Below are 13,164 nucleotides of genomic sequence, written 5' to 3'. Positions count from 1 at the left end.
ATTGGAGCGGATCGTTCGAGGCGCAGGTTACGGCGACGTCGACAGAGACGGGTGCTCCATCGCCTGCCGTCAGCACAGCCACGGTCGCGGTGACGGTGACGCCGGATGTTGATGCGGCATTCAAGACTTTCAGCGGGCTTTCGCTTGAGGAGACGAATGCGGTTCAGACGGTTGGGCTTGGGCTGGATCTTGGGAAGCCTGACGGCTCGGAGCGTGTGAGCCAGGTTGAGGTTTCCGGTGTTCCGGACGGGTTCAGCCTTGTGTACGACGGCAATGCGGTGACGAAGCCCTCTGGGTCTGATCCCTGGACGGTAACGGCCCCTGTCAGTGGTTCGGTTGATATCGCCAAAGTTTCGCTGCAGGTTCCGGCGCACGGGAGCACCACGGGTGACGTTTCGCTGCAGGTCAAGGCGACGGTTGTTGACACGCCGGAGGGCGGTGGCACGGCCGTTGAGAAAACCGTTGAGGCCGAGGTCGCGGTGACGGTGACGCCTGTTGTTGATGGTCTCAATTTTGAACTTGCCCATGGCACGAGAACAGCTAGCCACCCGGATCGGAGTATTCCTTTGCGTATGGCCTTTTCTTTGGAGGACAGGGATGGGTCAGAGCAGGTTACTCAGATCCTGTTCAAGAACCTTCAGGGTTGGACACTGCATGATGCCAATACAGGTGAAAGCTGGAGTCCATCAGGTGATGGTTCCATCAGCTATCCTGTGCTAGGGCGTTCCTCTGGATCCATGCAGCTTGATGGTCTGTATTTGGTGCCCCCGGGCACGGGGCGGGTTTTCAAAGAGCTGGATGTTGCTGTCGAATGGAAAGAAGAGGGACTGAGTGCGCAACATACCCGGTCAGCCAAGTTGAAGGTTGTGACCCCCTCGTTGGATGTGCGGGTTGAGGCTTTGGGCCATGAAATGGCAGCAACGGAGGATGCAGAGTTCAGGTGGAGTCCGGCATTCAAGTCCTTGAATTCAGATTATTCTGTGAGCCGTGTTGCCATTTATTCCAATGATCCTGATATGGCGAATAGCCAGTGGAAGACGACCGTTAACGGAGCACTCACCACACTGACGGAGGGTCGTCATCAATTTGATGGCATTACTTACAAGTATAAGCTTGATGTTCCACGTACGAGCATTATTCGTGAGGGTGATGGGAATGTCCGCATCCAAGGCATGTCAGTAAAGACGCCGAAGCACGATGTGGAAAATGTGGATCTTGATGTCACCTTCGGCCTTACTTTGTCGCCTGTGAGAGGAGGCGCTAACAAACAGGTTACTGTGCATGGCCGTCTTGATGTATTGCCCCGCTATGATGGTATTGAGAAATCTTATCTTCCTTCCTCGGTAGGTGGGAACGAAGATGAAAACGGCATCAATGCCTTTGCCTTTGGTCTTTCATTGGATCTGAAAGACAAGGATGGCTCGGAGAGAGTCGAGGGTTTGCGTTTTCATAATGTGCCCGATGGCGTTGCCCTGCGTCCTCCGGGATCTTCTGATGTCACTCGACCACATGGTGGTGTGATTGACTGGAGGGTGCCTGATGGCCTTGGTAAGTCTGATTCTGGCCATGTCAGTATTCAGGGTCTTTCCTGGGTGCTGTCTGATCACGCCGCCTTGCCGGATGGGCAAGAGATCAAGGTCTTGTCTTATATCAGTGACGCGCGGCAGATTGCCAAGGAATCTGACAGTCGTCATCCAGGCAGCTCTGGTTGGGTAGAGTTAGGATCGTTTCAGTTTGCTGTGAAGCCCGTCCCGGATGCGCCGGACAAGGATCCGGTGCATGTTTCGGGCGATGAAGACACTTGGATACCTCTTGGGTTGTCCTGGTCAAGTCCAGACCAAGACGGATCCGAAACCCTTTCGGTTACTTTGTCTGGATTCCCGGCTGGTACATCTGTTCTTTATCTGAAAGATGGAACAGAGCACGAGGCTGTTATGGAAGATCCTGCCAGCCTTCTGCAGCTTTCTGGTGAAGAGCACAGAAGCCTGAGGGTGAAGGCACCTGCAAACTCTGATGAGGACTTTGAACTGAAGGCCTTTATCCGGTCGACAGAAAAGGATACCAGAGAGTACAGCGAGGTTGAGTCTTCTGTTCGTGTTTCTGTTCGTGGTGTTGCGGATGGTACCGGGAAGACGGGACACGTATACAGCCGTACCGGTAAAGAGGATCTGCGTGTACCTCTGCAACTTGACCAAGTGAGGTCCCGTGATGCAGACGGGTCCGAAGGTGTCAGTTATCAGCTTGATTTATCAGGGGTCGCCCTGAAGTATCCGGATTATACTCTGTTTACCGGTGGGTTTTCGGATCTGGTGGCCTTGCCCGGTCAACCACATCACTTTGCGGTTGGGAAAGATGCTCTGGGTAGTCTTTCGCTTCTCTTGGGACCTGATGCATCCGGGGTTGTCTCAATTCCGGTGCAGGCTGTCTTTACAGAACGTGAAGGCGATGTCCGGGTTGAGTCACATACCCTTCAGGTGATGGTAGAGCCTGTGCCTGATGTTCCTCTTCAAGCGCCTGTCCCTAAAGCCGTTGAATTGGTGCTACAGGAGGGTGGTCCCGTCGCCCCTGGCCCCGTTGCTGGCCAGACTCTCTTGCCCAAGCCCGCTGTCAGAGAAAAACTCGTTGTTAACAAGGATCTGGCGGAATCATTTTTGCCATTGCCTGAGAATGCCCGGGAAGATGGAAACGTCGTTATTCCGTTGATGGCTACTCCACGGGATTCTGATGCTTCCGAGAAGGTTTCGGCTGTCTCTCTCACAACGTATATGAAGGGATTCACCGTCGAGGCAAGGACAGAAGATGGTGTCAGGAAGACTCTGGTCTGGGATAGGGCAAGCAAGTCCTATGTTGTCGATGATAACAAAAACAGTAACTTGGTTTCTTTCAGCGAACTTGTTCTTGTCCCTAAAAATGGTCGTGCCAATCTTAGCGGGGATGATATTCCCTATGCCTTGTCCTTCACGCTGGATGACGGACACCCGGACAATGGTGTTGCGCGTCAGACATTTGCGCTGCAGCGGGACTTGAAGGTTGACCCCGTGGCTGATGTGCCTGTTGTCCGGGTGTCCCAGGCAGACAAATCCCCGGCAACGTTACCTGTTGTTGGGCAAGCTGCGGGTCTGGCTGTTCTCGTGCGCAGTGGCGAGGCGCGTCAAGTGACACGTAATAATGATGCTGGAAAAAGAAAAGAGGGGGCTGTTCCCGGGAAAAGCGACAAGGTTTATGAATCCGATGGTTCTGAGGCTGTTCACCTTGTCATATCTGGTATGAAGCCCGGCGTTGTTCTTCTGGACACAAACAATAATGTGATTGGCCACGACAATGGTGAGGGGATCTGGTTCCTGGATGCACAGGTCATTGATGGCCTGCGCAATCCTGCTGATGGTTCTATTCCTGCCGGGGCTATCCGGGTTTGGGCACCGCATGGTTTGGCTGCAGGCGAGGGGACCCTGAAGCTGACGGTCGAGGCCATTGCAGTCGAGAAGAAGGGAACTTCCTCTGATGCGGTCAAACGGGTTCCGGGACCTGATATTGTCGTGAAGTGGCGGACTGCCGGAGAGGCCCCCGAATCACAGATGTCTTCTGGCCATGGGGGTGATGGTGGCCCTGAGAACAACAAGTTACGGCCAGAACCAGATGCTCCAGAGGCGATGCCGGATCCAGAGCCGCTGGTTAAGTTCAGTGATAGCAAGACTGTTCTAAGCGGAACGGAAGATAGTCCGCTGTCATTGTCAGGGGTATCTGTTGTTACTACTACTGGTGAGCCGTTGCCTGCTTACACCTCGTTGAGTGCTGTGATCCTGGTGCCCAAGGGTTTTCTGCTGGCAGGCCATATACCTTTGTCAAAGGTTGAGCCCTATGGCGCGAATCAGGATGGGCTGCCGATATTCTCAAGAGGGGGCGATAATCCCGGCTACACGTCCTATGTTGTACCGGGCGGTGACCTGTCACACCTTTCTGTGATCCGTGATCCCTCTGTCAAGGAGGCGGAACATTATGCGGGTTCTCTGCCGATATACGTTGAAGGGGTTGTGACAATTGCAGGTCGTCAACCGATAAAAACCCGGCAGGTCGTAGAGTTTGATATCAAGCCAGTTGTAGATGGCGTTGAACTGTCCGCCAATCCCTCTGCCGGTAAGGAAGGTGACGCATTCATTCCCTTGGGTCTTGATGCCAAAAAGCTGGACTCATCCGAGGAGATTCGCTCCCTGTCCCTTGAAATGAAAGATGATTACAGCAAGGTTACGTTCGTCGACGAGACTGGGAACGCTGTGGATGTCCGTAACCTCTCGCTTGAGCAGCTGAAAGGTTTGGGTATAAAGCCTGCCGCCGATTTCTCGGGGTTTGTCTCCTTTGTGGTCAAGGCGATAACCGGGGATGGTGATGAAGAGAAAGAGACATCGCTGTCGGTGCTGACCTCTGTTGCTCCGGTTGCTGATACACCTACGCTTGTCGTGCCCCAGGAACCTCTTTCAGGCACAGAGCATGATGGTAATGGCAAGCCCGCATTGATTCCTTTGAAGATCCAGGCAAGCTTGGGAGACCGCGATGGGTCTGAAGTCCTCTCTGTTATTGTTGATGGCTTGCGCAAGGATGGTAAGTTCGTTGGTATATTGGTCGACGAGAATGGCAGTCCGCTTGCCGGTAACATGAACAATGGGCAGTGGGTTCTGAATGCCGATGCTTTGCAGAATGGCGTCTATTTGCGCCCGACCCCTCACTTTGGTGGTGATGTTACCTTGACGGTTGTAGCCGAGGCCCGTGAAAAGGAGTACCGCCCGGGTAGTAAAGAAGCTGGCGCTGTAGAAGCTGTTCAACAAACAATCCAGGTTCACATCCAACAGGTGGCAGATAAGCCGAGCCTGGATGTTGGATCGGGAGTCGTGAAAACTGATGAGGACACGGCGGTTTCCCTTGGGATCCAGTCTGTTTCCCTTGTTGACAAGGATGGGTCCGAGACACTTTCGGTGAGTGTGTCCGGTTTGCCGACGGGTGCGGTCCTCGGGACGCTGGCCGGCGGTGTGTTTACGGCGCTGACGGGGCCCGGTCCGGACGGGAGCTATGCGGTTCCGGCCGGTACGGACTATACGACGCTTGCGGTGCGCCCGCAGGAGAATTGGAGTGGCACGTTTGCCGTAAAGGTCACGGGGACGTCGACGGAGACGGGGACTTCGTCGAGTAGCGCAAGCCGCGATGCCACGGTCGAGGTTACGGTAAAGCCGGTTGCGGATATTCCTGATTTTGCACCCACAGATGTGACAGTTCGACCTGCGGCTACGCCCATTGCGATAGGCGATGTGTTCAAAAATGTTCGTTCAGCAGATACCGATGGATCCGAGCAGCTGTTTTTGCACTTCAAGCTTGGTGATGGCATGAGCATTGGTTATGTCCGTGATGGTAGCTTTGAGAAGCTTGGCCAGGAAACTTCTGATGGATGGACAGAGATTGGTGCCGGTTGGGGGCCACATCTCCATCTTGAAGGATCTGGGCAGGCTCTGTATCGGGTTGCTTCGCAGGAGAGAGAGGATGCCTCCAAGAGTGCTTATACCGTTGAGAAAACGATAACGATTGGGAGGGGGGCAGGGTCTTCATCAACGGGTTCCAGGAGGAGGAGATCTCTGGACGAGAGTGATGAAATGTCTCCGGCACGGGAAAAATCGGACGAAAACCGTGATGCCGAGAGCAGGTCCCTTGCCTGGGATCATTACCTTTCACCGCCCGGTGCGCAGGGTAAAAGCGATGTCAAGCCAGATGAACAGTTGGCTTATGTCGCGGATGCCTCCCATTCGTCTTCTGCGGGAGAGGGGATGGCGGGTGACAGTTCATCTTTGGCGTCGCTGGATAGTGATGCGCTTGGTGGCTTTGGTGATTCCTATGTCGAGGATCCTTCTGGCATGTATCACACGCCCTATCTGTAATGGCTTGGTTCATACCTTGAGGGTTTGAATTCTTCTGTGCTGTGTTTGTCGTGGGGGTCGGCTTCTGATCTTCACGACAGATACGGCGCTTTCCTTTGCCGGTTCTGTTTGTTTTTTCATTCCTGTTGCCGGCTTTCTGGTATGGTCCAGTCCTATGAGCTGTCATACTCTACCGCCTGATTTTCATGTCTCCCGCCCTCCGTTTTCGGCTTTGGACGTAAGGGGGAAGGCTTTGGCCTGCCAGCGGGGTGGGCGTATGGTGTTCCATCATCTCGATATTCACGTCACGTCCGGTGATGCGGTCTTTTTGCTGGGGCCAAATGGATCCGGAAAGTCGAGTTTGCTCAGGATGCTGGCCGGTTTCCTTCCTCCTGCCAGTGGTTGCCTGGAGTGGGGTCAGGCTGATCAGGACAGGAATAGTTCTCACTCCGTTGTTCGTTATCTTGGTCATCTTGATGCGTTGAAGCCGGCCCTGACTGTGCGCGAGAATATTATGTTCTGGTGCCGTTTGTTGGGCGAGCCGGTGGTGACGGTACCATCTGTGGACTCAATGGCTCTCTATATGGGTATTTCCTACCTTCTGGATTTGCCGGGGCGTTTCCTTTCAGCCGGTCAGCGTCGCCGTGTTGCCATGATGCCGCTGGTTCTGTCTTCTGCTCCGCTCTGGTTGATGGATGAACCGGCCACAGCGCTTGATTCCGGTGCTATTCATATCCTGGAGCAGGTTATCGCGGCTCATCGTGCACGCGGTGGGGCGATTGTCTTGTCGACGCATACTGAACTTGATGTACCCGGTGCCCGTATCATTCGCCTGGATGACTATGCCCCAAGCCTGGTTGCACGGCATGACGATCCAGAGGTGTTGCGGTGAGTCGGTTGTGGCCCGTCCTGTGTCGTGATGTTCGGTTGGCCATGCGCCAGGGAACCGAGAGCGTGACGGTTATTGTCTTTTTCGTGCTGACCGTCGTTCTGTTTCCCTTTGGCCTGGGGCCGGAAGCCAATCTTCTGGCGCGTGTTGCCCCCGGCGTTTTGTGGGTGGTTGCACTGTTGGCATCAATGCTGTCACTGGATCGCTTGTTCTCGGGTGATCACGATGATGGATCATTGGAGCTGCTGATTCTCTCCCCCGTACCCCTGTCACTTCTTGTCTTGGTCAAGGCATTGGCGCATTGGCTCACAACCGGACTTCCGCTGGTAGCTGTGACGCCTTTGTTGGCTCTGTTGTTGGGGCTTGATGGGGTAGCCTTGGGCATGCTGCTCTTGGCTATGATGTTGGGAACTCCCATTCTTTCGCTGATTGGAATGGTTGGTGCAGCCTTGACGCTAGGCGCCCGACGTGGCGGTGTTCTACTGTCGCTTCTGGTGTTGCCGCTGTACGTCCCTGTCCTGGTGTTTGGTGTTGCGGCTGTTGATACGGTGCTGGTCGGCCAACCGTCTGTGTCACCCTTGCTGATGCTGGGTTCCTTGCTTTGTGGGGCTTTTGCCTTGTGTCCCTGGACTGCAGCCGTCGCTGTACGCCAGTCAATCGAAGATGCCTGACCAGCTTCAGGCTGGAACCGCACGTTCCCGTATCTCCAACTCCACGGAATCAGATCGGGTTACTTCCAGAAGCCATTGCGCGAATACGGCCTGTGCAGGCGCAATTTGTTGTGCACCGGATGTAACGATATAATACGCATTATTGACGGGGCGCGAAACGCCAAAAAGGGGTACCAGTTTCCCGCTGCGCAGTGGTTCGGATGTCAGGACTGTGCTGGCCAGCATGATCCCCAGTCCCCTGATTGCGGCCATGGTCAGGGCTGTGCTGTCTGTGAAGTACATGCTCTGTTGCAGATCGGCTACATGGATACCAGCCATGTCAAGCCAAGGCTTCCACTGCAGCCATGGCTCACGGGGGGATCTTCCTGTGTCATGCAGAAGTGTATGGTACTCCAGATCTGACCAGTCATTCAGGGGATGTCCGTTGTCAGCAAGTACAGGTGCGGCGGCCGGAAGGATCTGCTCGTTCATCAGAAAGGTGGTACGCAGTCCAGGCCAGCTTCCCTGTCCGCAGCAGATGCCAAGAGCAGGACTTTCTGCATGGGCTGTTGACTTTATATCTCCTGTCGACAGATGAAGTTCGATGCCGGGCCAACGGCGACGAAAATCTGCAAGGCGTGGAACAAGCCAGTGTCGCGCCATGTCGGCCGGTGCCGTAACGGTCAATTGGCCTTTCAGGCCGCTTGTATGCAGGTATTCGCCCGCTCGTGACAGAAGATCAAAACCCCGGGTCAGTTCGGGCAGATAGGCGCGTCCTTTTTCTGTCAGGCGCAGCCCACGTGGCATGCGTTCGAACAGGCTGATACCAAGAAAATCCTCGAGCCCTCTGACCTGATGGCTGATTGCCGTTGGGGTTACATGCAATTCTTGTCCGGCCCGGGCAAAACTTCCCAGCCGCGCTGCCGCTTCAAAAGCGCGCAGGGCGTTCAGAGGTGGCAGCCTGCGGGCCATGGATCTTGTCCTTGTTTCATCGGGTTAGTCAGCGCATTTTGTTGGTTCTTTGCGTGTATACTATGTACGTATGCACGTTCTTATGCTGACATCCTGTCACCGAGTTATGCTTCGGGCAACAGGAAATATTAAAAATATACTTATAAATCTGTGTGTTGTGTCGATATCGTCACTAGGCTCGGGAAGTTGCGGGCAGGTTTATTGTCGGAAAGTCGATATAAATTAACAATTTAAGGAGGAATCTTTTTAGGATAATCGCCCCTTGGCAGTGATGCTCAGGTCGGCGGTGGAGCCGCAATGGTATCCAGGCTGCGGATGACGATCGGGGAGTGATCCGGTGGATTGACAACAGCACTGCTGGCCATGCGTTTCGTAAACCACCCTCTACGCCCGGCCTCTTCGACCAAGGCGGCTGGTGAGATGGCCTGCCAACCATTCAGATGGGTTTTGAAACTTCCCCCAGAGGCCCAGAAGTCCAGCTCTTCGATCAGCGCGGCGTCTGTCAGTTTTTGTGCTTGTCCCATATTCCAAGCTGTGATCAGAAGCATCATGGCATCCGGGTCAAGCCGTTTGTCCAGGCCGCGCTCGACCAAGCTGGACCGGAACTCATGCCACGTTGCGGCTCCGGACAAGATGGACAGGGCTTCGCGCATAAAGGGGTCAGGGCCAAACATCACGGGCTCCATTCAGGGGCGTCGAGACCTTTGCATCCTAACATTGTATATGTGTTGAGTTCCAGTGTTAACGAGAGGAGTATTTCCCTGTACCGGGCGAATCCGCATGGTTCCAGTGCGATTGTTCCAGTGGTTTGGCTATACAGCGTGCCCTATGTTTCGTGTTGTATGAACTCTGATCAGTGGACGCTCTGTGGTTGCAGATCATTCTGGACAGCAGCGGCAAAGGCTACGGCCCGGCTTGTCGCCAAGCCCAAGTGTTCTCCTTCGTCGCTGAAGACGGCCCATAGGGGGCGTCCGGATACTTCGACGGAGCGGATATAAACCGGCTTGCCAGGGAATATGCCAGTTCCCGGCGATTCCGTCGGTGGCTTTTTGTGATGGTGGTCGTTGCTCATGGTCAATCCCCTGCTTTCAGCGGTCCTTGCGGGGCTGGGGGGCAAGATCGATTGTCTGCGCCTGCGGTGTTTGGTTACTGCGATCCCGGTTGCCGCTTCCGATCTTGATCTGGCGTACAACAGGCTCCGGAACGGGGCGCTGAAGATCGATATGCAGCAGCCCATTATCCATATAGGCGCCAACCACCTCTATGCCCTCAGCCAGGACAAAGCTGCGCTGGAACTGGCGTGAGGCGATGCCACGGTGCAAAAATATACGATTTCCGTCATCTGCGGACTGGCGCCCCCGGATCACAAGCTGGTTGTCCTCTGTCGTGACGGAGAGGTCTTCCTCGCGGAAGCCGGCCACGGCCAAGGTGATGCGCAGGCAGTGTTCGCCAGTTTGCTCGATATTATAGGGTGGATAGCCCTCTGCCGAGCTTTTGGCGACACGGTCAAGAACGCGTTCTACATGGTCAAAGCCAAGCAGAAGCGGGCTGTTGAAAACAGACAGGCGTGTCAAGGGAACCTCCTTTCGAGCGTATCCCGAAGTCGCATTGGGCCCGGAATTCCGGCACCCGGCCTCAGAGATCCATGTGTGTGGCATCTCCTTGCCCTTAATTTCGGCACAGATGAAGTGTCCGTCAAGGGGAAGAGAGAAAAGCACCTGAGGAGGCAGGGTGTTGGCTGGTTTCTGGTTTCAAGGCATGGCATGATAAACAGGTGAAGAATACGAATCCGGATATACCGCAGTTCGGCTCTGGAGCCCTTTCTGCAGACGGCTACCCGACGGTTCTGGAGCGAATCGCCGGGAGCTATGATTTCACGCTCCGGCAGTCCGGTCCTGTTCCCGAGGCGGTCTTATGGCGTGGTCGTCGCCATCAAGCGGCCAGGTTTCGTGCGCTTTTGTCAATTATGGGCTTAGATCGCTGGCGTCGCGGGATCAGCCTGAATGATGTTGGCTGCGGGTATGGTGCGCTGTGGCTCTGGTTAGGATGGCGATGGCGGGTTCTTGGTGGTTCTTACACCGGGTACGACATTAGTTCCGAGATGCTGGATGCAGCCTGTCGCCGTATTTCGCATCCCAAGGCTCGGTTTATCCGTTCAGCTGTTCCATCCTTTATGGCTGATTATACCGTTGCATCCGGTGTGTTCGGGCTGCGCCTGGATATGGACAGCCAGGATTGGGAGGCGTGGGTCGAGGCCTTGTGTCTGGCCATGGCCCGTGTATCCCGGCGCGGTTTGTCCTTCAATATCCTGGACGGACGGCGTTCTGCTGCATGTCAGACCCTGTGGTACAGTGACCCGGATACGGAGAAGGGCCGGGCTGTGCGCCTCTTCCCCGGTGCTAATGTTTGCATTGTCCAAGGTTATACATCGGGTGACTTTACGGTTCTGGTGCGTTTCTAGGTCTGCAAATGTACCTTGCTTCAGGAACAATGCGATTCATCCCCTGTCTTCTCGATCCGGTCACGTGCTACGGATCGAACAACCTGAACAACGGATGCAACGCCATTCCGGCGGTTCGGGCTGATGTGCTGATCCAGTTCCAGCCGCGCAAGCTGGGCATCTGCATCAATGGACAGGATATCCTTGGGTGTCTTGCCCGAGAACAAGGCAAGCAGAACAGCCAGAAGACCTTTGACGATGTGGGCGTCACTGTCTGCCGTGAAAAATAGGTGTTCTTCCTCGCCTATACGCTCGATCCGGTGGGTCAGCCAGACTTGGCTGATGCATCCTTCCACCTTGTTTTCGCGGGTCCGGCTTTCTTCAGGGAAGGGTTCCAGTGTGCGTCCCAGATCGATGATGTAGCGGTAGCGGTCTTCCCAGTCGTCGAACAAGGAGAAGTTCTCCACCAGCTCATCTATTGTCAGGTTTGCACCCATTGTTCCGTATCCACGCCGCTGCTGTTGTCATTCTGATCTCTTGCCAGAGACAGGCTTGATATAGCGCCTTGTCCCTCAGGATGAAACCCCGCGACACAGGTTTCGTGCCCGGCTATGCTGGAACATGATCGGTTCTTATGTCAGGGACGGCTGTATTGGAATTGGAAGCCCATGTTCTGATTGTTCTTGCCCTTGTTGCGGTGGGGGCGGGCTTTCTGGATACACTGGCCGGCGGGGGTGGGTTATTGACTGTTCCGGCCCTTCTTCTTGCCGGTGTGCCTCCGGTGCAAGCCTTGGCGACGAACAAGCTTCAGTCATCGGCCGGAACCCTGACAGCAACCGTTGGAATGGCCCGTCTTGGCTTGCTCCGGTTTCAGGATATACGGACTCCTTTTCTGGCTTCACTGGTGGGTTCGGCGGCCGGTGCCACCTTGGTGCAGGTTCTGGATGTCCGGTCTCTTGATCATATTGTCCCGGTTGTTCTGGTTGGTATTGCCGTGTACTTCGTCCTGGTTCCCTCTGCCGGAGATGTGGAGTGTCAGCCCCGTATCGGGCGGGGTGTCTACCGATTTGGTGTTGTTCCCGCCATCGGGCTTTACGACGGCATGTTCGGGCCGGGGACGGGGTCTTTCTTTTCCTTGGCCGGCGTTGGTCTGCGTGGGCAACATCTGGTGCAGGCCACGGCCCATGCCAAGGCCTTCAATCTTGCAAGCAACATGGCGGCTTTGGGGGTTTTTATTGTTGGGGGGAAGGTTGTCTGGTCGATTGGGGCTGTCATGATTCTGGGGCAGGCCTGTGGGGCCAGTCTGGGGAGCATGGCTGTGGCACGCGGGGGTGTGCGCTTGATACGCCCCTTGATTGTCCTTATGTCCCTGTCAATGACTGCCCGCTACCTATGGGACTGCTGTATCCGGGTATTCTGGTAGCCCTCTTGGCACCCCCGGCGCTGAAGTGCTAAAATGGTGCGGGTCGGCACGGGGAGCGTTGCAAAGGCTGCTCTGTCGCCCTATATAAATGATCATTCGGGGCCATCTTGGCGATGGTCCTGCCGTTTTCAGAACCCAAAGGGGACTTCGGGGACGCCGACAAAAGGGTCCGGTGAAGTTTGCCACAGAAAGAGGTATTGCGATGAGCAAGGTCATTGGTATCGACCTCGGCACCACCAATTCATGTGTTGCCATTATGGACGGGAAAGAAGCCCGTGTTCTCGAGAATGCAGAAGGTAACCGTACCACGCCGTCCATGGTCGCCTTTGCCGAGGATGGTGAAATTCTGGTCGGTCAGCCGGCCAAGCGTCAGGCTGTAACCAATCCTGAAAATACACTGTTTGCCATCAAGCGCCTGATTGGCCGTCGCTTCAGCGATCCGGCAGTCAAGAAAGACCAGGAGCTTGTCCCCTACGATATCGTTGAGGGCAACAACGGTGATGCATGGGTTGATGTACGCGGGAAGAAAAGAGCTCCGAGTGAGATTTCGTCCAGCGTCTTGCGCAAGATGAAGGAAACAGCCGAGAGCTATCTCGGGACGGCCGTTACGCAGGCTGTTATTACTGTTCCGGCTTATTTCAATGACTCCCAGCGTCAGGCAACCAAGGATGCCGGGGTTTTGGCCGGTCTTGAGGTTCTGCGTATCATCAACGAGCCGACAGCTGCTGCTCTTGCCTATGGTCTGGACCGCAAGGAAGCTGGTACGGTTGTTGTGTACGACCTGGGCGGTGGCACGTTTGACGTTTCCATTCTGGAAATTGGTGATGGTGTTTTCGAGGTCAAGTCTACCAACGGTGATACGTTCTTGGGGGGTGAGGACTTCGATGCCCGGA

General features: G+C 55.1%; 11 protein-coding genes. 6 read left to right on the top strand and 5 right to left on the bottom strand.

Going from position 1 to position 13,164, the window contains the following annotated elements:
- From HEQ60_RS10235 to ccmB, 3 genes are all read left to right on the top strand, one after another.
- Window positions 1-5,918, top strand: a 5,918-nt coding sequence (locus HEQ60_RS10235) for a hypothetical protein (RefSeq protein WP_168071584.1), incomplete at its 5' end; no start/stop codon positions are given.
- A gap of 154 nt (window positions 5,919-6,072) precedes the next feature.
- On the top strand, window positions 6,073-6,789 hold the full coding sequence (gene ccmA, locus HEQ60_RS10230) for a heme ABC exporter ATP-binding protein CcmA (protein ID WP_168071583.1): 717 nt from the start codon (window positions 6,073-6,075) through the stop codon (window positions 6,787-6,789).
- Complete coding sequence (gene ccmB, locus HEQ60_RS10225; protein ID WP_168071582.1) at window positions 6,786-7,457, top strand: heme exporter protein CcmB; 672 nt, start codon at window positions 6,786-6,788, stop codon at window positions 7,455-7,457. The genes ccmA and ccmB overlap by 4 nt, the downstream gene beginning before the upstream one ends.
- A 6-nt stretch (window positions 7,458-7,463) precedes the next feature.
- Here ccmB and HEQ60_RS10220 read toward each other — a convergent pair whose 3' ends face one another.
- The 4 genes from HEQ60_RS10220 to HEQ60_RS10205 all read right to left on the bottom strand — a co-directional run bounded on the left by HEQ60_RS10220 (window position 7,464) and on the right by HEQ60_RS10205 (window position 9,982).
- Complete coding sequence (locus HEQ60_RS10220; RefSeq protein ID WP_168071581.1) at window positions 7,464-8,408, bottom strand: LysR substrate-binding domain-containing protein; 945 nt, start codon at window positions 8,406-8,408, stop codon at window positions 7,464-7,466.
- A 275-nt stretch (window positions 8,409-8,683) separates the two neighbouring features.
- A complete protein-coding gene (locus tag HEQ60_RS10215; RefSeq protein WP_168071580.1) occupies window positions 8,684-9,082 on the bottom strand; it encodes a hypothetical protein in 399 nt (132 codons plus the stop codon).
- A 179-nt stretch (window positions 9,083-9,261) separates the two neighbouring features.
- Complete coding sequence (locus HEQ60_RS10210; protein WP_168071579.1) at window positions 9,262-9,480, bottom strand: DUF1150 family protein; 219 nt, start codon at window positions 9,478-9,480, stop codon at window positions 9,262-9,264.
- Between the two features lie 16 nt (window positions 9,481-9,496).
- Window positions 9,497-9,982, bottom strand: coding sequence for an Hsp20 family protein (locus tag HEQ60_RS10205; protein WP_245183906.1), 486 nt, complete (start codon window positions 9,980-9,982; stop codon window positions 9,497-9,499).
- 200 nt (window positions 9,983-10,182) lie between these two features.
- Between HEQ60_RS10205 and HEQ60_RS10200 the strand changes: the two genes are divergently transcribed.
- Window positions 10,183-10,869, top strand: a complete 687-nt coding sequence (locus HEQ60_RS10200; protein ID WP_168071577.1) for a class I SAM-dependent methyltransferase — start codon at window positions 10,183-10,185, stop codon at window positions 10,867-10,869.
- 20 nt (window positions 10,870-10,889) lie between these two features.
- Here the strand turns inward: HEQ60_RS10200 and HEQ60_RS10195 are convergent, their stop codons facing one another.
- Window positions 10,890-11,345, bottom strand: coding sequence for a SufE family protein (locus HEQ60_RS10195; RefSeq protein WP_209315511.1), 456 nt, complete (start codon window positions 11,343-11,345; stop codon window positions 10,890-10,892).
- Between the two features lie 137 nt (window positions 11,346-11,482).
- On the opposite strand from HEQ60_RS10195, the gene HEQ60_RS10190 reads away from it, so the two are divergent.
- Both HEQ60_RS10190 and HEQ60_RS10185 read left to right on the top strand, forming a co-directional pair.
- The gene (locus tag HEQ60_RS10190; protein ID WP_168071576.1) at window positions 11,483-12,271 is read left to right on the top strand and encodes a TSUP family transporter; all 789 of its coding nucleotides are present in this window, start codon (window positions 11,483-11,485) and stop codon (window positions 12,269-12,271) included.
- 202 nt (window positions 12,272-12,473) lie between these two features.
- Window positions 12,474-13,164, top strand: a 691-nt coding sequence (locus tag HEQ60_RS10185) for an Hsp70 family protein (RefSeq protein ID WP_168071575.1), incomplete at its 3' end; no start/stop codon positions are given.

Source organism: Haematospirillum sp. H1815, assembly GCF_012102705.1.
Classification (GTDB): Bacteria; Pseudomonadota; Alphaproteobacteria; order Rhodospirillales; family Rhodospirillaceae; genus Haematospirillum.
Note: the sequence above shows the minus strand (reverse complement) of the source record. Positions and strands in the feature narration are given on the sequence as shown.